A 21,603-nucleotide genomic window follows, 5' to 3' on the forward strand; every position below is an offset into this window, starting at 1 on the left:
CACGTGTGCAACCTCGCACCGAGCGGACGCGCTCGGGGTCGGGGCCGCGTGGGCTAGGCCGGTCCGACGATCTCCTCGATGCGCTCGAGTCCGCTGCGGCAGCGTCCGAGGTACTCGTCGTACAGGTCCGGTCGCCGGTCACGCGCCCACCGTGTGACGTCGAGCAGGTGCAGCGCAGTCATCGACGCGAGCCGCCGGTGGTCGTCGTCCGACGTGAGTCCGGCAGCCGTCATGAAATCGTCGTGGTCCGCGCGGGCGACGGACCCGTCGATGAACGTCCACGTGAACACCCGGCGGGCATCCGTCCACGGTGCCGGCCCGGTCTCCGCGGCGCCCCAGTCGATGAGCACCGGCCGCTGGCCCGGACCGCGGGAGATCAGGTTGCGAGGTGCGAGATCGCCGTGGGCCAGCCCGAACTCGAACTGTGCCTCCGACAGCGGAGCAAGACGATCACGCAACCGGTCCGGCGACGCGTAGGCACCGTCACGGAGCAGCGGATCGTCGTCGCCGAGCGCATCGAGGTTGTAGTCGAGGTGCGCCGTCCAGGCGAGCCGGAGGTCGTCGCCGAACCGCGTGAACAACGACCAAGGCGCATCGACGAGCGGGATCATGGCGACGGCTCGCGCGGAGCGACCGAGCCACCGCCACGGGCGGTCGATCGGTCGTGGGTCAGGTGCGACGTACTCCGACACCGAGAAGGGGACACCGCCCTCCGACCCGTGGGCGAGCGGTTCGGGGACCGGGATGCCGACACGGCTCGCGCTTCGTGCGGCCCACGACTCGACGGGGTACTCGTCCTGCCGGAGCGGGTCAACCGGGAAACGCAGCACGACCGGAGCAGCACCCGCACGGTCCACCCGGTAGGTGTGGTTCACCGCCCCGCCGGGTAGCCGTTCGATCCGGTCGACCGATCCGCCGACGGAGCGCAGGACGACTCGGAACCACTCCTGCTCGACCACCTCGTCCGACATGGGACCAGCATGGCCGCTCCGATCAACCGTCGCGCGGAACGCTGTTCGCAGCGCGGGATGCGGCAGCGACCGACACGATGCCCCAGATCGCCGCGCCGACGATGAGCAGGAGCACGGCACACCCGATCGCCGCCCACCGACCCGGACTGTCCATCACGACCTCCCCGCACCACGCTGACGGGCGCGAGGAGAACGACCAGCACCACCAGGTCGACGACGCGGCTGCCCCGACCGGTCGTCGGGAGCGCATGATGACGTGTGCGAATCCTGACGATCAGTGCGACGACGATGCGTGTCTCCGCACAGCAAGAAGCTCTGTGGCCGCAGCTGGCTGATGCAGCGCTCCCCGATGCCCGGGCAGGTCGGACGCCTGCACCGATGGTCTGGTTCAGGACCGACCTCGGAGTGTCCGGCGTGATCCCGATCTCCCCTGCCGACCCGGTCCGCTTCGACGAGGTCGACAAGGAACCGGAACGGTTCCTCGGCACGGTGGTCGCGCTCGGGCCGGGAGCGCAGCCGAGCGACTGACCCGGTTCAGGAGACGGGCGCGCCTGCCCGATCGAGCTCGGCCAACACCCGGCGGCTTCGACGCACGCCGATCACCGACGCGACCGTGACGAACACCACGACGACGGCGATGAACACCAGGAACGCCAAACCCCAACCGAACGTCGTGGCCGCGGCGCCGCCGAGTCCCAACAGGCTCAGCCCGGTGCCGATCAGGGTCGGGGCCGAGGTCCGGGTGGACCGACGCTGCCACGCGAGCATCGCCCGTACGAGCGGCACGGCCTCCGGCGGCACCGGTGCCTGACCGCTGACCTGTCGGGTCACGGACTTGCGGTCCGCCGGGGTGAGCGCGCCGAGCGGCTGTTCCGGCGTCTCGACGAGGTACGGCAGCAGCCTGCGGTGGCGTCGAGCACGGACCCATGCGGTCACGTTCACGACCGCTCCGGCCAGGGCGAACAGGAACCAGATCACCGAGTCCGTGCGGAGCACGGAGGGAACGCTGATGAACGCCCACAGGATCGACATGCAGGCGAACCCCGCCTGCTGCGACATGACGACCACCGTCGGCCCGTGCTCGACCAGGTACTCGGCACGACGCGTCGCCTCGGCGAGGTCGCTCGGGTTCACCACCCCGGCACCTCGACCCGCACCGAACTGATCCGACCGGCGCGCGTCGTCGCCGTCACGGCCGGGTCGTAGCTGTCGGCGGTCGCCAGGTAGAGGGTGCGGCCGTCCTCGCCACCGAGCGCACAGTCGATCGCGCAGTCCCCGGGTGCGTCGATACGGTCCGTCACCTCGCCACCCTCGACGACCCGCAGGAACTCCCCCGTGTCGACCGAGCAGACCCAGATCGCGCCGTCACGGTCGACGGTGCTGCCGTCCGGGGTCACACCGCCGGGCAGGGCTGCCCACTCGCGCCGCCCGGTCAGCGAACCGTCGTCCTCGATGTCGAACGCGGTGAGCCGGCCGGCCCACGTCTCGCTCACCACCAGCGTCCGGGTGCCGGGCAGGATGTTGGCGCTGTTGGGGAACACCAGGCCCTCGGCGGCCAGGCGGACGGAGCCGTCGGGGTCGATCACGTAGAGCGGGCCGGGGCGCAGTTCCTCGCCCGCGTACAGGTCGTAGCCGAAGGCACCGATGTAGGTCCGGCCGGGCTGGGCGTCGACGACCAGGTCGTTCACGAGCGACGACTCGATCGTGGACAGGTCGGCGAACACCGAGGTGCTGCCGTCCGGGTCGACGGCGACGACCGTGCGGGACTCCATCGAGCTGACGATCAACCGCCCGTCGGCGAGCCATCCGAGCCCCGACGACTGCCCATCGACGGTGGCCTCGAGCCGGGGGCCGTCGGTCGAGGACAGGTCGACCGAGAAGACCTGGCCCGTGTGCATGTCCGAGTACCAGAGCCGTCCGTCGTGCCAGCGGTTCCCCTCCGGGAAACGGATGCCGGAGATGACGATGTCGGTCGCGGAGTCCAGGGTGATGTGCACGGATCCAGCCTGCCAGCGGGACCGGGAAGCTGCCCGGACAGATGCCGTGACTGCGGCCTAGGGTCGTCCCATGCCGGGTCGTCATCTCATCCACCACCTGGGCGTCTTCGCCAGCGACTTCGCCGCGAGCGACGCGTTCTACACCGCCGCCCTCGCGCCCCTCGGCATCGGAGCGGGCTACCGCACGGACGCCGTCGCCGAGTTCTGGCAGCACGGGGACGACACCCCGAGCGTCTCGCTCGAGACCGCCCGGACCCCCGAGGCGACGACGCGCAGACTCCACCTGGCGTTCGAGGCCGGATCACGGAGCGAGGTCGACGCCTTCCACCGCGAAGCCGTCGCCGCCGGCGGGGCTTCCCGGCACGAGCCGCGCTACTGGCCGGAGTACAACGCGTACGCCGCGTTCGTGTCCGACCCGGACGGCAACAACGTCGAAGCGCTGATCAAGGAGAGCGGCGACTGACCCGGCGGCTGCACGACGGTCATCGACAGCCGCAACGGACGACGCATCTGGCACGATCGACCCATGCCCCTCGACGGAACTCCCCTGCACCGGCTCGGCTTCCTGACGATCGGGTCGTTCGACCCCGCCCGACCGTCCGAGGGCCACGAGGACACCCTGCGCGTGATCGAGCGCGCCGAGGCCCTGGGCTTCGACAGCGCCTGGCTGCGCCACCGGCACCTGCAGCACGGCATCTCCTCCCCCGTCGCGGTGATGGCGGCGGCCTCGCAGCGCACCTCCCGTATCGACCTCGGCACCGCCGTCACCCCGCTCGGCGCCGAGAACCCGTTCCGCCTGGCGGAGGACCTCAGCACGGTCGACGTCCTGCTCGGCGGCCGTCTGACCCCCGGGTTCTCGGTCGGCACGCCGATGAACTTCGACCTGTACCGCGACGCGATCTACCCCGACACCCTGGAGCACGAGGACCTCGGCAACGACCGGCTCCTGCGCTTCCGCGACCTGGTGCGCGGTGACCCGGTGACGGCGACCGAGACCGTCGAACGGCGTGGCATCGAGGAGTTCGCGAGCACCGTCCAGCCGCACAGCGCCGGTCTGGCCGACCGGATCTGGTACGGCACCGGCAGCACGAAGTCGGCCGTGTGGGCGGGTGAGAACGGCTTCCACCTGCTCACCTCGAGCGTCACCCGCAGTGAGAACGGCACCGACTTCGCCACGAACCAGCGCGCCCAGATCGACGCCTACCTCGACGTCCACCCCGACCCCGCTGCCGCCCGCGTCTCGCAGGGCCTGGTCGTCATCCCGACCGACACCGCGACCGCCGAGCAAGTGGCCCGCTACCGTGCCTACGTCGACAGCCGCTCGGGTCGCGTCGGCGTCCCGCAGGGCCCCGCCGGGATGCTCTTCGCCGCCGACCTGGTGGGCACGTCGGCCGAGATCGCGGACCGGCTCCGTGCCGACGTCGGCTACCAGGCGGTCACCGAGGTCGCCTTCGCGCTCCCGTTCTCGTTCGAGCCCGACGACTACGCGCAGATCATCACGGACATCGCCGAACGGCTTGGTCCGGAACTCGGCTGGGCGCCGAAGCGCGCGGCCTGAGAACGGCGCCAGACCGACGGACGGGAGGCACGGGGCCAGCTGGCACCGTGCCTCCCGTCCGCAGTCGACTCGCGCCCAGGGCGCGCGCTCTGGGCCGGGTCAGTCCTGCTGGTCCGCCTCCACCGCGTCCCGCAGCCGGTCGAGCACGTCCGGCACCGCTGAGCGCACCCGGCTCCAGCTCGGGATGAACGGCTTGTCGTTCGGCCGCGCCGTGAAGGCGCCGCCGGCGTCGAGGATCGCCTTGGTGAAGAGCTCCACCGCGGCTTCCTCGGCGTGCTGGTCGAACGCGAGCCCGCTCATCTCGGCTTCGTGCCGGTAGACCTCGACGATGTCGAGTGCGTTCCGGTAGTACGTCGCCTTGAGCACCCGGAACGAGTCGGACGTGAGCGGGACGCCCATCGTCGCGAGCTTCCGGAGCAGCGACTGGACGATGTCGTTGCCCATCCGGGCGAGGCCGCCGGTGCCGTCGGCCTCGGCGAGGGGCTGGTGCTTGTGGTCGTACGCGTCGGCGATCTCCACCTGGCACACCTGCCGTGTCGCGTAGTCGCGGTAGACCTCGGAGAGCATGCCGATCTCGAGTCCCCAGTCGCCGGGGATCTTCAGCCCGTTCAGCACGTGGGCACGCATCGCGAACTCGCCGGACAGCGGGTACCGGAAGCTGCTGAGGTACTCCAGGTACTCGGACTCCCCGTAGACCTGGCGGAGCGAGCGGAGCAGCGGCCCGACGAGCAGCCGTGCGGCGCGGCCGTTGATCCGACCGTCGGCGACGCGGGCGTAGTAGCCCTTCGAGAACTCGTAGTCGAACGCGGGGTTCGCGACCGGGTAGAACAGCCGCGCGAGCATGCCCCGCTCGTAGGTGGTGATGTCGCAGTCGTGCAGGGCGATGCAGTCCGCCCGCTCCGACGCCAGGGCGTACCCGGTGCAGTACCAGACGTTCCGGCCCTTGCCGGGCTCCCCCGGCGCCAGGCCCGCGCGCTCCAGTTCGGCGTCGAGCTCGCGCAGTCGCGGCCCGTCGTTCCACAGGATCCGGTGCCGCTGCGGCAGCCGCGAGAAGAACTCGCGGGCGTGCTCGAACTGCGAGCGGTCGGCGCGGTCCAGCCCGATCACGATCTCGCTGAGCCAGTCGGCCTCGGCCAGCTCGTCGACGATCCGCGACAGTGCCGGACGCTCGAGCTCGGAGTACAGCGCCGGCAGGATCAGGCTCATCGGGCGCTTCTCGGCGAAGCCCCGCAGGTCCTCTTCGAGACTCGCGGTGCTGCGGCGACCGAGGTCGTGGAACGTCGTGATGACGCCGTTCTGGTGGAAGTCGCTCATCGGTGGCTCCTGACGGACGGGGTGGTGAACCGGGTGAGGCCCTCGGTCCAGCCCTGCGGGCCGGGGGCGGTCGTGCGGTGGACGCGCTCGGGGCGGTCGTCGGCGAGTGGTCCGGGTGCCGGGCCGTGTCCGCGGACCACGACGGCGAAGTCGACGACGTCGAGCAGCGCGGTGTCGTTCGGGCCGTCACCGAGTCCGATCGTGCGCGGGACCGAGCCCGTCCGACGCTCGTGGTCGGCGATCAGCGTCCGGACGGCCGCGCCCTTGTCGCGGCCGGCCGGCAGCACGTGCCAGAACCGGCCGCCGCGCACCAGGTCGAGGCCGACCGCGGCGAGCGCCGCGCGGAACGCGTCCGCCCGATCGTCGTCCTCGGCGTGCCAGAGCAGGACCTCGGACGCCTCGCGCTGCTGCGCTCGTCCGGCCGCTTCGAGGTCGAGGCCGGTCCACGCGGCGACGACCGCGTCGGTCACGCCGCCGAAGGTCTCGAACCGCAGCTCCAGTGACTGGCGGACGCGGGCGAGTTCCGCGTGCAGCCGCTCGAGGTCGCCGGCGACCGGTCCGACCAGCACGTCGCCCGCCGGCCCGACGACGACCGCGCCGTTCTCCGCCACGAACGCGTGTCCGTCGAGCCCGGTGCGTGCCTGCAGCGCCGTGATCTCGGCACGCGTCTTGCTGCTGCAGAACGCCACGGGGACGTCGTCCGCCCGCAGCTGTTCCAGCATCGGCAGGGCCGCGTCGAACGAGTAGTCGTGGTGGTCGAGGAACGTCCCGTCGAGGTCCGTGACGATCATCAGGTCGGGTGTTGGCATCGTGCTCCGCTGGCGGCTGGCTGGGCTGCGGGCGACGATGCCCCGGACCACCCTGCCACGCGCATGCGTCGGTTGGGTGAACAAGCCGGCGTCGGTCGCGCGACGCGACCAGCGGACGGACTGGAGGCGCCGTGTCAGCTGGCACCGCGCCTCCAGTCCGTCACGGCGTGGGGACCGCCGCGCGGTCACCAGGGCAGGGTGCCCTCGCGATCCGTGACGGTGCCGGTCGGCGTGTCCGCGCCGAGGGTCGCGACCCGGACGGCCGCGTCGGCGCCCTCCTCGACGCTGTGCCCGAGGTTCCCGGTGAACTCGGTCGCGGTCTGGCCGGGGTCCACCGCGTTGAAGCGGACGTCCGGCGTCGTCTTCGCGTACTGCATCGTCAGCATCGTGACCGCGGTCTTCGACGACCCGTACGCCGCGAGGGGGTACTGCGACTCCACGCGTTCGGGGTCGTGGATCATCGTGAACGACCCGAGGCCGCTCGTCACGTTGATCACCGAGGGCGCAGCGGACCGCCGGAGGACCGGTAGGAACGCGTTCGTCACACGGACGACCCCGAAGACGTTCGTCTCGTAGACGTCGCGGAGCTGGTCGACGGTCATGTCCTCGGGTGCGGTGACGTCCCCGAGGATGCCGGCGTTGTTGATCAGCACGTCGAGGTGCCCTGCCTGGTCACCGATCGTCGCGGCGGCCGCGGCGACGGAAGCGTCGTCCGTGACATCGAGCTGCACGAACGAGGCGCCGAGTTCGTCAGCGGCTCGCCGACCGCGATCGGTGTCGCGGGCGCCGATCCACACGGTGTGCCCGGCGGCGATCAGCCGTCGCGCGGTCTCCCGGCCGATGCCCTTGTTGCCGCCGGTGATGAGGGTGTTCGTCATGGTGTTCCTTCGAGCTCGTTGCTGGTGGTGAGGTGACCAGCGTGCGGCGCTGCCGGATCTCCAGCCACGGAAGGACAGTCCTACCCAGCGGCGGGTCCACACGCGGAGAATGGTCGGGTGTCCGCAGACCAGGTCGAAGCCCTCGGCGATCTCCTCCGATCGTGGCGGGGGCGGCTGACCCCCGAGGACGTCGGGATGGAGTCGTACGGTCGACGCAGGACGGCGGGACTCCGCCGTGAGGAACTCGCGCAGCTCGCCGGTGTCAGCGCCGACTACGTGATGCGGCTCGAGCAGGGCCGCTCCCGCACGCCCTCGGCCCAGGTCGTCCAGGCACTCGCTCGTGCGCTCCAGCTCGACCGCGCCGAGACGGACCTGTTCCACCGTGCCGCCGGTCTGGCGTCTCCCCGGGCTGGTGTGGTGTCCCGCCACATCCCGCCCGGAGTCCAGCGCATGCTGGTCCGCATGGGTGACCTGCCGCTCGCCGTGTTCGCCGCCGACTGGACACTGCTGCACTCCACGCCGCTCTGGCAGGCACTCTTCGACGCGCCGTCGGTGCGCAAGGCCCCCGAACAGAACCTGATCGTGCAGACGTTCCTCGACAACAGCGTCGCCGAGATCGCGACGGCGCACGGTGGACCGGAACCGTTCGAGCGGGCGCTCGTCGCCGACCTCCGGCGCACCGCCGGAAGCCTCGGCGGCGACCCGGCGTTCCGCGCGTTCATCGTCCGGCTCCGGACCGAGAGCGAACGCTTCGCCGGGTACTGGGAGGAAGGACGAGCCGCGGCGCACCAGTCGCTCGTGAAGACGGTCCACAACCCGATCGTGGGTGACGTGGTCCTGGACTGCGACGTCGTCACCGTTCCCGACTCCGACATCAAGCTCGTCGTCTACTCCACGCCCGAGTGCGGCCCCGACGCCGACAAGCTCGACTTCCTGCGGGTGCGCGCCGTCCGCGCAGCGGCGGCCCCGGTCGCGACACGCCCGGTGGCGACCGATCTGTGAGGATGTCCCCTCCGTGCACACTGCGGAGTGAAGGGGGTGGACATGAACCGATCAGCCGAGCCGGACAGCGCGCTCGTGGCGGCAGCAGCGCGCGGCGACCGCAGTGCGGTCACCGCGTTGTTCGACCGTCACGCCGAGACCATGACCCGCTACACGTGGGCACTGGTCACGCGGCGCATGGACGTCGAGGAGATCGTGCAGGACGCGTTCCTGACCCTGTGGCAGAAAGCCGACACCGTGGAGGTCCCCGGGGAGTCACTCCTGCCGTGGCTGCTCGTCGTGTGCCGGAACCACGCCGCGAACCTGCGGCGACAGCAGCGGCGGCACGAGGGTGTCGACCTGCCCGACGAGCTCGCCGCGCCCGAGCCGGACGACGACGCCCGCGAGCGACTGCGGTGGGTCCGCGCCGAGATCGACGCGCTCGCACCACTCGATCGCCAGGTGTGCGAGCTCTGCCTCATCGAGGGCCGCTCCTACGCCGAGGCCGCCGACCTGCTCGGCATGAGCGTCGGCGCCGTCACCCAGCGCGTGTGGCGGTCCCGTGCACGGATCAAGAAGGCGGTGACGAACGATGAACGATGAACGACGAACCGACCACGGGTCCCCGATGAGCAACGAGCCGCCCGGTGGCGACGAGATGCAGCGGATGCTCGCCGGCATGCGGCAGCAGGTCGTCAGGGGCATGCACGACAAGCCGCGCCCGGCCTCCGCACGCCGTCGCGTCGGCCTCATCGTGGCGTTGATCGGCGTGCTCGGCATCGGCACCGCGAGCGGTTCGGTGGCGCTCGGACTCGTTCCGACGCCCTTCGCCGCAGCACCTGCACCCGCGCCGTCCTCTGCACCGCCGACACCGACACCGACCGGGTCACCGTCCCCGTCCGCGGCCCGCATCACGCCGACCCCCGCGCCGGCTGACACCACGGCGACGATCCCCGGGGCGTGCACCGATGCCGTGCCGGCCGCCGATGCTCCGCGCTTGTTCGGTTCGCTGGAGATCACCCAGTTCCGCCCCCAGGTACCGGGCGGCAGGACCGACTACTACATCGACCCCGAGATCCCGTTCAAGGAGGACGCGGAGCTGGTCTGTGCCTGGACACCGGGCGGTACTTCCGAGGGCGACGAGGAGCTGTTCCTCGAGATGGGCACGGCAGATCGTGACGTCCTGCAGGCTCGCCTCCGCGTCGTCGCCGACAAGGACTGGACCTGCACCGACACGCTCGGTGGACGTTCGTGCCAGCACACCGAGACGTCGATGTACTACTCGGATCAGGTGGAGACGACGCACACGTTCTTCGTGCGCGGCGACACCTGGATCTCGATCACGCAGTCGAACGTCCCGACCGACGGCCTCCTGAAAGCGCTCGTCCAGCAGACCTGGACGGACTGACCGACGGACTGGAGGCACGGTGCCAGCTGGCACCGTGCCTCCAGTCCGTCAGCCGTCGCGTTCAGGACCGCCGGCAGTCCGATCCGCTCGGTGCGTTCAGGGCACGTCCTCGCCGAAGGCGAGCAGCGTCCACGGCTCCAGGTCGTGCATCCCGACGCTGGTCTCCCACTCGGTACGATCCGGCCGGAACTCCCGCTTGACGTAGTCGACGAGATCATCGCCGTAGATGACCACGTCCGTCTGGTAGACCGAGAAGACCGGCGCCCCGCTACCGAGCGGCGCGGCAGGCAGGTAGCGGTGCGAGTACAACGGCACCAGCTGCGGCCACTGCCGCAGGTGCCGCTCAGCCACCTCGAGACGCTGCGACTCGTCGCCGGGTCGCTCGCCCCACGACCCGGGCCAGAAGGCGTCGTGGCGGACGTCGAACAGGGCGCCCTCGACCGGCCACCGGATCGCTCGCCGCAGTCGCTCGTCGTTCCGAGCGCGCCAGTCGAACCACCCGTCCCCGCTCGGCAGCGCGAGGGAGAGCAGGGCTCGGTGGTCCGCGCCGAACCGAACGCCGTACCGACGCTCGGCCCGGGCCAGTTCCCGATCGGACAACCCGGGTTCGAGAGCAACACCGAACGTCCGGAGGAGTTCGACGGTCAGGGCTGCGGACACCCCCGCAGCCTAGGCCGACGGACGCGAGCCCCACGAGCACGTGGCAGACGAGACGGCGTGGATCTGACGGAACGTCGGGGCGACAGCGAAGATGGCGAGGTGAATCGCACCGATCGGCTCTACGGCCTCGTGGAGGAGTTGCGCGCCGTCGCCCCGCAACCGCGGAGCGCGCGTCGTCTCGCGGAGCGGTTCGAGGTGTCGGTCCGGACCATCGAACGGGACATCTCCGCGTTGCAGCAGGCGGGTCTGCCCATCTGGGCGGAGCCCGGCCGGACCGGCGGGTACGTCATCGACGCGTCCGCGACGCTCGGCCCGGCGGGTTTCACGCCGGACGAGGCCCTCGCGGTGCTGATCGGGCTCGGCTCGCTGGGGCGCAGTCCGTTCCGGCAGGCGGCGCAGACCGCGGCCAGGAAGACGCTCGCGGTGATGCCCGCCGGCGACGCCGCACGAGCCAGCGCACTGGCGTCCCGGGTGCACTTCCTGGAGGACGACGAGGACACGGTCGCCCCGGCCGAGTTCGCGGCTGCCCTGCGTGCGGATCGAGTGGTGCGGCTCCGGTACCGGGATGCCGGCGGAGCGGAGTCCGTCCGCGACGTCGAACCGCTGGGGTCGATCGGGAAGGACGGTCAGTGGTACCTGATCGCCTGGTGCAGGACCCGCGACGGGGTGCGGGCGTTCCGCGGCGACCGGATGTTGTCAGTCGAGGTCACCGACGAGCGGCCGGCCCAGCGCGTCCTGCGATTCGAGGACCTCGCGATCCAGTACGGACGGCTCCGGCCGGTCCTCGACGACTAGCGCGGTCGGTTTCCGGAAACGCGGTCGGTTTCCGGAAACACCGACAGGACGGTGTCGCGGCGGCCGGTGAAGCTGGTCGCTCCGAGTCAGCAGCACCACCGTGAGGAACCCCATGTCGTTCGCATCCGTCCGCATCATCACCGACGACCTCGAGGGCATGGTCGCCTTCTACGAACGGGTCACCGGCCAGCCGGCCGAGCGCCCCGCACCGGTCTTCGCGCAGTTCAGCGGTCCAGGCGGGACCCTCGCGATCGCCAGCACCGCCACGGTCGCCATGCTCAGCGGCGCGCTGACGCCGGCCACGAACCGTTCCGTGCTCATCGAGTTCGAGGTCGCCGACGTCGACGGCGACTTCGCCGGACTGCAGCTCGGCAGCGACGACGTCGTCCTGGAGCCGACCACGATGCCGTGGGGCAACCGCTCCGCACTGGTCCGCGACCCGGACGGCAACGTCGTCAACCTGTTCAGCAGGCCCGCCGCCAGCTAGTCGGGGTGCTCAGGCGGCGGCGGCGTTCGCCGACGAGCGGCACTCCTCCGGCGGCCGCCCCGCGACGGACTCCGCCGCGATGTCGCGGAGCCGCGCGAGGCGGTCATGGGTGGCACCGAGGGCCTCGATCTGGCGTCGGATGCGATCGCTCTCCTCGTCGAAGTGGTCGAGCATCGTCCGCGTCGCGACCCCGGTGTCGAGGAAGGGCAGGATCTCGACGATCCGACGACTCGGCATGCCCGCCGCGTAGAGCATCTGCATGAAGCGCACCCGCGCGACATCGGGCTCGCGGTACTCCCGGTGTCCGCCCGTGGTCCGCTCCGACTCAAGGAGCCCCTGCTCCTCGTAGTACCGCAGTGACCGGACGCTGACGCCGGCCCGTTCTGCGAGTTCACCGATCCGCATCGTTCTGTCCCTCGGGCTTGATTCTCACGTTGACGTCAGGTTTTAGCGTAGCGAGCATGAACCTCTCTGGAGCCACCGCCCTCGTCACCGGCACGAACCGCGGTATCGGACGCCACCTCGCCGCACAGCTGATCGCCCGCGGGGCGAAGGTCTACGCCACCGCCCGACGCCCCGAACTGATCGACCTCGAGGGCGTCGAGCGCCTCGCCCTCGACATCACCTCCCCCGCGTCCGTCGCAGCCGCCGCCGCGGTCGCGACCGACGTCGATCTCCTGATCAACAACGCCGGGATCGCGACCACGGCGACCCTGCTGGGCGATCTGGACGCAGCCCACGCCGACATGGACACGAACGTCTGGGGCACCCTGTCCGTGATCCGCGCGTTCGCACCCGTCCTGGCGGCGAACGGCGGTGGGAGCATCGTGAACATCGCCTCGGGCGCCTCCTGGCTCGCCATGCCCGGAGCCTCCGCCTACGCGGTGTCGAAGGCCGCCCTGTGGAACATGGGCAACGCGTTGCGGCACGAGCTGGCCGGCCAAGGGACCGCGGTGATGTCCGTGCACCTCGGAGTGGCAGACACCGACATGACCGCGGGGATCTCGATGGCCAAGACCGACCCGGCGGACGTGGCGCGCGCGACCCTGGACGGGGTCGAACGTGACGACTACGAGGTCGTGGTGGACGAGCAGGCCGCGTTGATCAAGCAGATGCTCGCCGGGGACCCCAAGGAGCTGTACGCAGTGGTGGCGCAGATGCTCGCGTCGTAGGAGTCGGCTTCACGCAGCCTTCGGCACGGCCGCCAACGTGCGGCCGTGCCGGGCCGCCTGCTCTTCGGCGCGGACCCGCAGCTCGTCGGCCAGCTCCGTGAACTGATCGAGGGCGGGGTTCACCCCGACGAGCGTGAACTCGCGCGTCACCACGTCGAGGTCGAGCTGCCAGACGTCCTCCAGGATGCGTCGCATCCAGGCCGTGGCGTGGTCCCAGCCCTCCCGGGGTGTGCCTGCGGAGTAGTTGCCACCCTGCACCGTGACGAGGACGGCCGGCTTGCCCGCGGTCGCGGGCACGGCGCCGGGTGCCATGCGCGGGTCGGTCAGCACGAGGTCCACGTAGGACTTGAAGTGCTGCGAGACGCCGAAGTTGTAGAGCGGCACGGCGAACAGCAGGGCGTCGGCACCGGCGAGCTCGTCGGTCAGCTCGGCGGCCAGGGCGACCGCGGCGACCTGGGCCGCAGTGCGCTCGGACTCGGGCGTCGCGGATGCAGCGACGGCGTCGGCCCAGCTGTCGGCGGGCACGGGGTCGGTGCCGACGTGGCGGCGGGTCACCTCGGCGCCCGCGTGCACGGCACTCCACTCGGTCTCGACGATGTCGCCGAGTGCTCGGCTGGTGGAGCCCTCGGTGCGGATGCTGGCGTCCAGGCGGAACAGGGTCATGACACTCCTTCGATCGTTCCCGAGTCGACGACTCGGGCTTCGGTTACGATGAGTAACCCTGCCCGCCGGGTTCCCGTTACCGCAAACGATCCCCTGTTACCCGGCAGTAACCACGGGAGACCCCATGACGGACCAGACCGCGCTGGACCAGTTGCAGGCCCGGCTCCACCAGTCGATGCCCACGATGGCCGAGCTGTGCACGAGCGAGGACCCGGAACTCTTCCGGTCACTACTGTCCCGGATGGGCGACAAGTGGACGCTGTTGGTGATCGGGGTGCTCGGTGACGAGCGGCGGCGGTTCACCGAGCTCTCCGAGGTCATCCCCGGCATCTCACGCCGGATGCTGACCGTGACGCTGCGTGCACTCGAGCGCGACGGGCTCGTCTCGCGGACGGTCCACGCCGAGGTGCCGCCGCGCGTCGAGTACGAGCTCACCGACCTCGGACGGTCGCTGCAGTACGTGGCCCTCGCCCTCGCCGACTGGGTGCGGGAACACCAGCAGGTGATCGCCGGCAACCGGCAGGTCTTCGACGGAGACGGTGACGCCCCAGATCGATGACGACGACCCTGGCGCCAGCCCCCGGTCGGGTCCTGAGCGGAAAGAACAGCGCTGGCACCCGAGCTCAGGAGGCGAGGGGCTCCGGCTCCCATGCCGGGTCCGCTGACGGGTGCTCCTCGACGGACCGGCGCGCGCGGCGGATCCGGACGATCGTGGGCGGTAGCACCCAGACGAGGACCCCGGCCATGAGTGACCGACCGATCCACGCCGCTCCCCGCAATCGACGGCCGCTACCTGCGGAGCCGGTCCGCGGCGTCCGTCGCGGCACCGACCATGCGGCGGATGAACGCGGCGTGGTGCTCGAGCTCCGCTGCAGGCACCTGTTGCAGGGCGGCAGCGATCTCGGCGGTCGACCTCTCCGTGAACGCCCGCGCACGTTCCCGTGCCGCCGGTGTCGGACGGAGCGTCACCCGGCGCCGGTCGGTGTGCTCACGGCTGCGTGCGAGCAGACCGGCCGCTTCCAAGCGGTTCAGCAGCACCGTCACGGAGCCGGAGGTCATACCGATCCGCTGCCCGAGCCGTGCGGGCGAGAGCGGGTCCCCGGACGAGTCGGCCCAGAGCACCTGTCCGAGGGCGTTCGCATCTGTGGTCGGCAGGTCGAGCCAGGAGGACATCAGCTGGTTGAGCTCCGCGAACGCCACCGCCCAGCTCTGGAGCGCTTCCATCACCTCGACCTGGGGCGCATCCCACTCCGCCTCGAACACGTCGTCCATCGGATTCCTTTACTGTGTAGTATCTTTATTGTAAAGCTCACAACGGAGGAACACCATGGCAAACCGCACCGCTGTCATCTCAGGAGCCAGTATCGCTGGCCTGTCGACCGCATACTGGCTCCGCCGGACCGGATGGGACGTGACCGTCATCGAACGCGCCGCTGCGTTCCGTGACGGCGGACAGAACGTCGATGTTCGAGGCGTCGCGCGCGACGTGCTTCGCAAGATGGGCTTGTTCGACGCCGTGAAGGCACGGAACACCACCGAGACGGGCACCGTGCTCGTCGACGGGCGAGGGGCCGTCACCGCCGAACTGCCCTCCGACGGGGCCGGCGGTGCGACCGCGGAACTCGAGATCCTGCGCGGCGACCTCGCTCGGACGATCCTCGACAACCTGCCGGCCGGCGTCTCCTTCATCTACGGGGACACCGTGTCGGACGTCGCCGACGACGCTGCGGGAGTCACCGTGACTACCGCGAATGGACAGCGCCTCAGCGCGGACCTGTTCGTCATCGCCGAGGGTGTGCGGTCTCGGACCCGTGCGATGGTCTTCGCCGAGAGCGACGTCGACCAGCGCGACCTCGACGTCACCATGGTGTTCGGGACCATCCCGCGGACCGACAGCGATGACGACCGTTGGCGGTGGCACAACGCCGTTCGCGGACGCCAGGTCCACCTGCGACCCGACCCGTACGGCACCACCCGCGCGATCCTCGCCTACTCTCCCGGGGACGACGTCATCGGTCTGACTCGTGAGCAGACGCTGGCGGCGGTGCGGCGCAGGTACGACGGAGTCGGGTGGGAGGCGCCACGGGTCCTGGACGCGCTCGACACGTCCCCGGACGTCTACATCGACCAGCTCCAGCAGATCCGGATGCGGACCTGGCACCGCGGCCACGTCGTGATGGCCGGTGACGCCGGATGGTGCGTCACACCGATGGGTGGCGGCGGCGCCTCACTCGCGCTCACCGCCGGGTACGTCCTTGCCGCGGAGCTCGCCGACGTGACGCAGGACCAGGAAGCAGCGCTGACCGCGTACGAGAAGTGGATGCGCCCGCTGGTCGACGATGTGCAGGACCTCCCTCGCGGACTCAAGGCCCTGGCGTACCCGCAGTCCCGACTCGCTCTCGCGCTCCGCGGGCTCCTCAACAAGGTGTTGATGTCACGGCCGCTTCGACCCGTCGCCATGAAGCTCACCCAGGTCGCCGAGACCGATCGCGAGTTGCCGGTCCTCCTCGATCGCTGAGTCCTCAGCGAGGCAGGGGACGCACTCACTCCGCGACGTCCAGCAAGCTGGATGCATGGCCGACACAGCCCCAGGCACCGTCCACTTCCACCAGAAGCACCACGAAGCGATCATCCGCGGCGACAAGGTCACCACCGTGCGGTGGAACGAGTCCGTACAGGTCGGCGCGGCGACGTTCGTCTTCGACGATCACCCGATCACCCGACCGCCGAACCGTTGGCCGGCGCGATCACCGCCGTGCACCGGTACCGGCTCGACACCCTCACGGCAGAACAGGCGCATCAGCCTCCGGGGACGGACATGCGGCGCTTCGGGGAACAGCTCCGCGAGAACTACTACCCCGAGATGCCGGACGACGCGGTCGTCGAAGTGGCAGAACTCATGACTCGGCCCTCTCTGTAGGGCATCTGCTGACGGACGCCAGAGTGGCCGCCAGCGCGCATACCCTGGCGCAATGAGGCAACGTCGAGTCGGGGGTCCTGCACTGTTGGTCGGCGTCGCCGTCGCGGTCGCGGTCGCGGTCGCGGTGACGCTCACCGGCTGCACGGGAGGCAGCGACGGCCTCGCGAAGCAGTACCGCGAAGGCGGCACGCAGAACTACATCTCGGGAGACGGCGCTGTCACGGAGTTCGCCGCGAACGATCGTGGTGAACGGGTCACTTTCGAGACCCATGATCTCGACGGCAAGGTCATCCGTGCCGATCAGTACCGTGGCAAGGCGCTCGTCCTCAACTTCTGGTACGCGTCGTGCGCACCCTGCCGCGTCGAGGCGAAGGACCTCCAAGCCGTCAGCGATGATCGGCACGCCCAGGCGTCGTTCCTCGGCGTCGATGTCCGGGACTCGGCAGCGACGGCGCGTGCCTTCGTGAAGGAGCACGACGTCTCGTACAGCAACGCCGTTGATCAGGACGCGGCCGTGCAACTCGCGTTCTCCGGGACGAACGCCCCCAACTCGACGCCGGCAACCATCATTCTCGACAAGGAGGGCCGGGTGAGCGCCCGCATCCTCGGGCCGATCAATCGCAGTGTGTTGACGACGTTGATCGACGAAGCCAACAAGTGACGACGTGACGTCGGAGTCCTGAACAACGAGCCAGTCAGTGCGCCGAGCGCGGACGGCGGGGTGCCCCGTGGAGGTATCGCCTGACGGTCCGGCAGGAGTGACGGGCGTCGTGGCTACTTCTTCTCGAACTTTTCCCAGTAGCGGGCGAGAGCCGCTTGGCCCGGTCGAGCCGTCGTGAACAGGACTACAGCGAACCCGGTGAAGATGACGAGAAACGCGACCAGAAGGTCGAGCGTGCCGTCGGAGTGGGCCATCAACACGAAGCCGATGACGATGACCAGCGCGCCCAGTGTCGCGAGTACGACGCGTCGAGGAGTCATGAGTGCGAATCTATCGTCACCGTCGTGGATCGGTATCAGCTCGCCTCGCGGTCAACGGCATTCGTTCAGTGACGAGGCCGGTGGAAACTTCCCGTGAGCCGATCGGCTTGCGGTACTGCTTCCATCGCTTGCGCTGCGCGACCGCGCTACGCTCAGCGAGGTGGGCATGTTCTTGGTTGGGCTGGCAGTGATCGGCGTCATATGGGGCTGTGTTCTCGTACTCTTCCCGAGGCCGATCGCCCGCTTCGCGCGGAAAGTGCAAGGGGAGTTCTGGGGAGAGCAGTTCACTCCGGAACTCACACGATTCGTCGGCTGTGGATTTGTTCTCGGAGGCGTCATCGCAGCTGGGACGTTCGTCGCCGAGTTCCTCAGGCGCTGAGAGCCGGAGGATCGCCGCGTACGGGATCGCTAGGCAGTCAGTTGGGCTCGGAGCTCTTCTGGCGTCAGGTCGTAGCCCGTCGCGCGAGGTCCCGACCAGTTCAGACCTGCGTTCAGTCCGTCCTTCTCGATTCCCGGAAGCCATCGGCTCTCGAAGTCAACGCGCGAGATCTCCAGGGGTCGAAAGCCCTTGTACGCCGGAACCTGTGCGATGACGCGCACCGCGCGCGACCGCCGAGACCAGAACGGCATTGCCCGCCGGCCATCGGCTGCCTTCGGTGCCGGCACACCGTTGTTGTCTTCGACCGTCCACACCGGCCCGTTGCTGCCGATCTCACGAAAGAACGACGACGCCTGTGCAGCACTGACAGTCACACAGCAAAACTAGCGCAGACCCTCGTACCGGTAGCCGATGGCCCATGGGGACGTCGGTCGGGTGGTTCCACGGGTAGCTTGAGCATCATGACGACTCGCGAGTGGCTGGGCCGACGCCTGCCGCTGTGGGCGCTGGTCCTCGTCGGTGTCGTTCTTCTCGGCGTCGCCGCGTCGCTGTTGGTCCTCGTCGACTCGATGTTGGTCTTCTTGGCTATCTCACCACTCACCATCCTGGGGCTGTACACGCTCGCCTATGCCGGCGGGGAGTGGCGACGACGAAGCGACAAGCAGAGCTCCCCGTAGCCGACCCGCTAGCGGTCTTCGCCGTCTCGCAAGCTTTTCAAGCCCGCGTACAGCGGCCACGGCGTGAGCACGATCAACAGGAGCCACGACCCGGGTTGGGTGGTGTTGATGATGAGGTTCAGCAGTCCGAGCGCGAGCAGAAGACTGGCTGCGATCACCATGAACCACGCAAACGGGCGCGGATACTTCGGGGGCTTCACCAGCTCAACGTAACGGCGAGCGGATTGTCTCGCACAACGATCGACCACCGAACGAGCCTGACAGCGACTCAGGTTCGCTTCGACCGGTCGCGCTCGGATCGGGCGGACCCGTGGAGTGCGAAGCCGATCGCGCCGACGATCGCAGCCAGCAATCCCATCGCCGCGATGACCAGCCCTCCGGCCACGAGCCCGATGTACTGGACGCCCGCACCGAGGAGCGCCATCACGAGCCCCGCGACCAGAGCCCCGAGGCCGAAGGCAAGGCCGAACACACGAGGCGGAATGCGAGAGAACATGCTTCCATCCAACTATCAACGAGCGGCACCGTAACGTTTTCGGGGTGGAACCCGACCGTCCTCGACAAGGGCGCCAGCCAGTGCAAGGAAGGAAGGTCTGATGTCTCCTCGCAGCTACAAGCAGATTTCGATGGCCCGCAACTGACGGACAGGAGGCCCCGTACCAGCTGGCACCGGGCCTCCAGTCCGACAGCGGCATGCGTCCAGGGCCTGCGCTCCTGTCGTCGCGTCCCACGCGCGCTGCCGTGTCCGGCAGCACCGTCCGGCCACCCCCAGGTCACGGCTTGTTCACCCGCTGCCGCTACCTCTGCTTGTCGGACCGCTGCCCCAGGGTCCCGATACCGGAGGACCCATGAACACCCGCACCGCACTGTCCTGCGTTGCCGTCGCTGCCCTCGCCTCGCTGGTGTTCGCGGTGCCGGCACACGCCGACGAGGCCAGCTTCACCAGCAGCAAGCAGCCCTACATCGCCCCCAGCCAGTCGGACATCGACGCCTACTCGCCGGCACCGACGGGCTACGCCCCCGTCGCCACGGAGTCGGTCGCCCGACACGGATCGCGGGGACTCTCCGCGTACAAGTACGACGCGCTGCTGCACCGTCTCGCCGCGACCGCGCAGGCCGAGAACGGGTTCCTGACGCCGGAGATCGGGAAGGCGTCCTCCGCGAACCTCGATGCCATCACCGCGGCGAACGTCGCGAACGGCTACGGCATGCTCACCGGTCAGGGCGCCACCCAGCACCAGGGCATCGGAGCACGGGCCGCGCAGCGCAACGAGCAGCTGTTCGCAGCTGCGGCGAAGACGGGCGGGCGAGTGGTCGCCGAGACCTCGGGTGAGTCTCGCGCCACGGAGTCCGGCGAGAACTTCTTGCGGGGCTTCGGGGCCACGGGTGTCAAGCTCGAACCGCGCCCTGACCTGCTCTACTTCCACGACGTCGAGAACCCGGACGGCACCGACAAGGCCGAAGGGTCGCCCGAGCGCCAGCGGGCCCAGGCGTACGAGGACTACGTCGCCGCACAGACCGGTGACGGCGGCACGATCGCGGCGGCCTTGCAGTACATCGAGGCGAAGCCGCGATCCGTCGAAGCGGCGAAGGACCTGCTCTCCGGCATCTTCACGCCCGGGTTCATCGCCGCGATCGGCACGGACAAGGCACACACCTGGTACAACACCGCCGACGGCTCGAAGGGCGGCGCGGTGGCGTGTGCGCCCGGTGCCGACACCAAGGCCGATCCCGATGCCTGCGGCGATCCCAAGAAGTCGATCAAGAGCACCATCGATGCGGCGATGTCGCTGTACAACCTGTACATCATCGCGGCCGACATGCAAGAGGAGAACGTCGCTCCGCACCAGTTCGACTTCGCGCAGTACTTCGCTGGCCGGCCGGCGGATGCCGAGTGGTTCGCGTACCTGCTCGACGCCGAGGACTTCTACGAGAAGGGCCCGAGCCTCGCCGGGCACGACGAGACCTACTCGATCGCCGAGCCCCTGCTCGACGACTTCTTCGCCACGATCGACGCCCGCGTCGCCGGCGGCGACGTGGTCGCGACCTTCCGCTTCGCGCACGCCGAGACGATCATCCCGTTCGCGGCACTACTCCGTCTGCCGGGATCCACCGTCGCCGCGCCCGACAACGCTGCTCCGACCTCGGACGCCGACGTCTACGACGACGCCACCAACCCGTGGCGAGGATCCCAGGTGACGCCGATGGCTGCGAACGTGCAGTGGGACGTCGTGTCGCGAGCGGGCATCGACCCCGCCACCGGAGCGACCTACACGCCGCTCGTGCGCATGCTCTACAACGAGCGGGAGATCGCCTTCGCCTCCGGATGCCGTGCAGTCGCCGCAGGGTCGCACTGGGTGAAGGAGACCGAGCTCAAGCACTGCCTGACCGGCACGGCGATGACCGAGAGCCCGCTGATCGCTGCAGCCGTGCCAGGACCGACCGCGACGCCCACCGCGGAGCGCACGCCGACGCCGACCGTGGCACCAGCGCCCCATGCTGCCGGCGCACCGACGACCCCGCCGACGATCCCGGCGGCGGCAACGGGCACGCTGGCCGCGACCGGAGCGGAGTCACCTGTCGGACCGGCGCTGCTCGCGACGCTGCTCCTCCTGGCCGGCGCCGGGACGCTGGTGCTGCGTCGCCGGCGTCGCCTGCGACCCACCGAGTGACACCGACGCGGATCCGCGGCTTCTCGAGATGACCAGCCGGTACCGGCGCCCCGCCCCAGCGGGGTGACGGCCGGACTGGAGGCACGGTGCCAGCTGGCACCGTGCCTCCAGTCCGTCAGCGTCTCGAGTCCAGGGCCACGGACGACGCGACCACGCCGCTCACGATCGCGGCGGAAGCCGCGAAACGAGCCGACGCCCAGCTGCCCCTTCCTCGGGAGCCCTCCGGGTCGTATGGTTTACAGCGTTGTAAACGGGCCGCCGCAGGGACGGCCCGCAGGTCA

Annotated in this window: 31 protein-coding genes; 15 read left to right on the plus strand and 16 right to left on the minus strand. The window is 69.8% G+C overall.

Annotation, left to right across the window (positions count from 1 at the left end; translation table 11 throughout):
- Positions 1-53: 53 nt before the first annotated feature.
- On the minus strand, positions 54-971 hold the full coding sequence (locus tag BIU91_RS03830; RefSeq protein WP_071404283.1) for an aminoglycoside phosphotransferase family protein: 918 nt from the start codon (positions 969-971) through the stop codon (positions 54-56).
- Between the two features lie 22 nt (positions 972-993).
- Positions 994-1,125, minus strand: coding sequence for a hypothetical protein (locus BIU91_RS19435; protein ID WP_290439501.1), 132 nt, complete (start codon positions 1,123-1,125; stop codon positions 994-996).
- Positions 1,126-1,349: 224 nt separating this feature from the next.
- Between BIU91_RS19435 and BIU91_RS18810 the strand changes: the two genes are divergently transcribed.
- Complete coding sequence (locus BIU91_RS18810; protein WP_171907770.1) at positions 1,350-1,499, plus strand: hypothetical protein; 150 nt, start codon at positions 1,350-1,352, stop codon at positions 1,497-1,499.
- 6 nt (positions 1,500-1,505) lie between these two features.
- Here BIU91_RS18810 and BIU91_RS03840 read toward each other — a convergent pair whose 3' ends face one another.
- Together BIU91_RS03840 and BIU91_RS03845 are read right to left on the minus strand one after the other, a co-directional pair.
- Entirely contained in the window at positions 1,506-2,105 is a 600-nt protein-coding gene (locus tag BIU91_RS03840) for a hypothetical protein (protein WP_171907771.1), read from the minus strand.
- Positions 2,102-2,968 (minus strand): SMP-30/gluconolactonase/LRE family protein, encoded by an 867-nt coding sequence (locus BIU91_RS03845; protein ID WP_084740514.1) that lies wholly within the window; start codon positions 2,966-2,968, stop codon positions 2,102-2,104. Before BIU91_RS03845 ends, BIU91_RS03840 begins: the two co-directional genes overlap by 4 nt.
- A gap of 70 nt (positions 2,969-3,038) precedes the next feature.
- Here BIU91_RS03845 and BIU91_RS03850 point away from each other — a divergent pair, with 70 nt between their 5' ends.
- Positions 3,039-3,431 carry a VOC family protein gene (locus tag BIU91_RS03850; protein WP_071404286.1) on the plus strand — a complete coding sequence of 131 codons (393 nt, stop codon included), beginning with the start codon at positions 3,039-3,041 and terminating at the stop codon, positions 3,429-3,431.
- Positions 3,432-3,494: 63 nt separating this feature from the next.
- Positions 3,495-4,526, plus strand: coding sequence for an LLM class flavin-dependent oxidoreductase (locus tag BIU91_RS03855; RefSeq protein ID WP_071404287.1), 1,032 nt, complete (start codon positions 3,495-3,497; stop codon positions 4,524-4,526).
- A gap of 99 nt (positions 4,527-4,625) precedes the next feature.
- Here the strand turns inward: BIU91_RS03855 and BIU91_RS03860 are convergent, their stop codons facing one another.
- The 3 genes from BIU91_RS03860 to BIU91_RS03870 form a co-directional block, all read right to left on the minus strand.
- Positions 4,626-5,840 (minus strand): glycosyl transferase, encoded by a 1,215-nt coding sequence (locus BIU91_RS03860; protein ID WP_027464806.1) that lies wholly within the window; start codon positions 5,838-5,840, stop codon positions 4,626-4,628.
- Positions 5,837-6,649, minus strand: a complete 813-nt coding sequence (locus tag BIU91_RS03865) for a mannosyl-3-phosphoglycerate phosphatase (RefSeq protein ID WP_071404313.1) — start codon at positions 6,647-6,649, stop codon at positions 5,837-5,839. The genes BIU91_RS03860 and BIU91_RS03865 overlap by 4 nt, the downstream gene beginning before the upstream one ends.
- A gap of 185 nt (positions 6,650-6,834) precedes the next feature.
- On the minus strand, positions 6,835-7,527 hold the full coding sequence (locus BIU91_RS03870) for an SDR family NAD(P)-dependent oxidoreductase (protein WP_071404288.1): 693 nt from the start codon (positions 7,525-7,527) through the stop codon (positions 6,835-6,837).
- A gap of 117 nt (positions 7,528-7,644) precedes the next feature.
- Between BIU91_RS03870 and BIU91_RS03875 the strand changes: the two genes are divergently transcribed.
- From BIU91_RS03875 to BIU91_RS03885, 3 genes are read left to right on the plus strand one after another with little or no spacing between them, the layout of a single operon-like run.
- Positions 7,645-8,529 (plus strand): helix-turn-helix transcriptional regulator, encoded by an 885-nt coding sequence (locus tag BIU91_RS03875; protein WP_071404289.1) that lies wholly within the window; start codon positions 7,645-7,647, stop codon positions 8,527-8,529.
- A 42-nt stretch (positions 8,530-8,571) separates the two neighbouring features.
- Entirely contained in the window at positions 8,572-9,111 is a 540-nt protein-coding gene (locus BIU91_RS03880; RefSeq protein ID WP_083389453.1) for a sigma-70 family RNA polymerase sigma factor, read from the plus strand.
- 25 nt (positions 9,112-9,136) lie between these two features.
- A complete protein-coding gene (locus BIU91_RS03885; RefSeq protein WP_071404291.1) occupies positions 9,137-9,916 on the plus strand; it encodes a hypothetical protein in 780 nt (259 codons plus the stop codon).
- A gap of 96 nt (positions 9,917-10,012) precedes the next feature.
- On the opposite strand, the gene BIU91_RS03890 is transcribed toward BIU91_RS03885, so the two are convergent.
- On the minus strand, positions 10,013-10,576 hold the full coding sequence (locus BIU91_RS03890) for a hypothetical protein (RefSeq protein ID WP_071404292.1): 564 nt from the start codon (positions 10,574-10,576) through the stop codon (positions 10,013-10,015).
- 99 nt (positions 10,577-10,675) lie between these two features.
- Here BIU91_RS03890 and BIU91_RS03895 point away from each other — a divergent pair, with 99 nt between their 5' ends.
- Both BIU91_RS03895 and BIU91_RS03900 read left to right on the plus strand, forming a co-directional pair.
- On the plus strand, positions 10,676-11,371 hold the full coding sequence (locus BIU91_RS03895) for a YafY family protein (RefSeq protein ID WP_071404293.1): 696 nt from the start codon (positions 10,676-10,678) through the stop codon (positions 11,369-11,371).
- A 112-nt stretch (positions 11,372-11,483) separates the two neighbouring features.
- The gene (locus tag BIU91_RS03900; RefSeq protein WP_071404294.1) at positions 11,484-11,858 is read left to right on the plus strand and encodes a VOC family protein; all 375 of its coding nucleotides are present in this window, start codon (positions 11,484-11,486) and stop codon (positions 11,856-11,858) included.
- A gap of 9 nt (positions 11,859-11,867) precedes the next feature.
- Here the strand turns inward: BIU91_RS03900 and BIU91_RS03905 are convergent, their stop codons facing one another.
- Positions 11,868-12,263, minus strand: a complete 396-nt coding sequence (locus BIU91_RS03905) for a MerR family transcriptional regulator (RefSeq protein WP_027464801.1) — start codon at positions 12,261-12,263, stop codon at positions 11,868-11,870.
- Between the two features lie 56 nt (positions 12,264-12,319).
- Between BIU91_RS03905 and BIU91_RS03910 the strand changes: the two genes are divergently transcribed.
- Entirely contained in the window at positions 12,320-13,030 is a 711-nt protein-coding gene (locus BIU91_RS03910; RefSeq protein ID WP_071404295.1) for an SDR family oxidoreductase, read from the plus strand.
- Positions 13,031-13,039: 9 nt separating this feature from the next.
- Here the strand turns inward: BIU91_RS03910 and BIU91_RS03915 are convergent, their stop codons facing one another.
- Entirely contained in the window at positions 13,040-13,693 is a 654-nt protein-coding gene (locus BIU91_RS03915) for an NAD(P)H-dependent oxidoreductase (RefSeq protein WP_071404296.1), read from the minus strand.
- A 124-nt stretch (positions 13,694-13,817) separates the two neighbouring features.
- Between BIU91_RS03915 and BIU91_RS03920 the strand changes: the two genes are divergently transcribed.
- Positions 13,818-14,252, plus strand: a complete 435-nt coding sequence (locus tag BIU91_RS03920) for a helix-turn-helix domain-containing protein (protein WP_309146904.1) — start codon at positions 13,818-13,820, stop codon at positions 14,250-14,252.
- Positions 14,253-14,482: 230 nt separating this feature from the next.
- Here the strand turns inward: BIU91_RS03920 and BIU91_RS03925 are convergent, their stop codons facing one another.
- Complete coding sequence (locus BIU91_RS03925; RefSeq protein WP_071404297.1) at positions 14,483-14,965, minus strand: MarR family transcriptional regulator; 483 nt, start codon at positions 14,963-14,965, stop codon at positions 14,483-14,485.
- A 55-nt stretch (positions 14,966-15,020) separates the two neighbouring features.
- On the opposite strand from BIU91_RS03925, the gene BIU91_RS03930 reads away from it, so the two are divergent.
- Entirely contained in the window at positions 15,021-16,211 is a 1,191-nt protein-coding gene (locus tag BIU91_RS03930; RefSeq protein ID WP_071404298.1) for an FAD-dependent monooxygenase, read from the plus strand.
- 25 nt (positions 16,212-16,236) lie between these two features.
- Here the strand turns inward: BIU91_RS03930 and BIU91_RS18815 are convergent, their stop codons facing one another.
- On the minus strand, positions 16,237-16,404 hold the full coding sequence (locus BIU91_RS18815) for a hypothetical protein (RefSeq protein WP_171907772.1): 168 nt from the start codon (positions 16,402-16,404) through the stop codon (positions 16,237-16,239).
- A gap of 294 nt (positions 16,405-16,698) precedes the next feature.
- Here BIU91_RS18815 and BIU91_RS03940 point away from each other — a divergent pair, with 294 nt between their 5' ends.
- Positions 16,699-17,274, plus strand: a complete 576-nt coding sequence (locus tag BIU91_RS03940; protein WP_253183682.1) for a TlpA disulfide reductase family protein — start codon at positions 16,699-16,701, stop codon at positions 17,272-17,274.
- Positions 17,275-17,387: 113 nt separating this feature from the next.
- On the opposite strand, the gene BIU91_RS03945 is transcribed toward BIU91_RS03940, so the two are convergent.
- A complete protein-coding gene (locus BIU91_RS03945) occupies positions 17,388-17,594 on the minus strand; it encodes a hypothetical protein (RefSeq protein ID WP_071404300.1) in 207 nt (68 codons plus the stop codon).
- 160 nt (positions 17,595-17,754) lie between these two features.
- Between BIU91_RS03945 and BIU91_RS03950 the strand changes: the two genes are divergently transcribed.
- Positions 17,755-17,973: a hypothetical protein gene (locus tag BIU91_RS03950; protein WP_139196626.1), complete on the plus strand. Its 219-nt coding sequence runs from the start codon at positions 17,755-17,757 to the stop codon at positions 17,971-17,973.
- Between the two features lie 29 nt (positions 17,974-18,002).
- Here BIU91_RS03950 and BIU91_RS18085 read toward each other — a convergent pair whose 3' ends face one another.
- Entirely contained in the window at positions 18,003-18,347 is a 345-nt protein-coding gene (locus BIU91_RS18085) for a DUF2750 domain-containing protein (RefSeq protein ID WP_084740520.1), read from the minus strand.
- Between the two features lie 87 nt (positions 18,348-18,434).
- Between BIU91_RS18085 and BIU91_RS03955 the strand changes: the two genes are divergently transcribed.
- Positions 18,435-18,650, plus strand: coding sequence for a hypothetical protein (locus BIU91_RS03955; RefSeq protein WP_071404302.1), 216 nt, complete (start codon positions 18,435-18,437; stop codon positions 18,648-18,650).
- 8 nt (positions 18,651-18,658) lie between these two features.
- Here BIU91_RS03955 and BIU91_RS03960 read toward each other — a convergent pair whose 3' ends face one another.
- Positions 18,659-18,850, minus strand: coding sequence for a hypothetical protein (locus BIU91_RS03960; protein ID WP_071404303.1), 192 nt, complete (start codon positions 18,848-18,850; stop codon positions 18,659-18,661).
- Between the two features lie 68 nt (positions 18,851-18,918).
- Positions 18,919-19,146, minus strand: a complete 228-nt coding sequence (locus tag BIU91_RS03965; protein WP_139196627.1) for a hypothetical protein — start codon at positions 19,144-19,146, stop codon at positions 18,919-18,921.
- A 352-nt stretch (positions 19,147-19,498) separates the two neighbouring features.
- On the opposite strand from BIU91_RS03965, the gene BIU91_RS03970 reads away from it, so the two are divergent.
- Entirely contained in the window at positions 19,499-21,322 is a 1,824-nt protein-coding gene (locus BIU91_RS03970; protein ID WP_071404305.1) for a histidine-type phosphatase, read from the plus strand.
- Positions 21,323-21,603 lie beyond the last annotated feature (281 nt).

The organism is Curtobacterium sp. MMLR14_002 (assembly GCF_001864975.1).
GTDB classification, from domain to species: Bacteria; Actinomycetota; Actinomycetes; order Actinomycetales; family Microbacteriaceae; genus Curtobacterium; species Curtobacterium flaccumfaciens.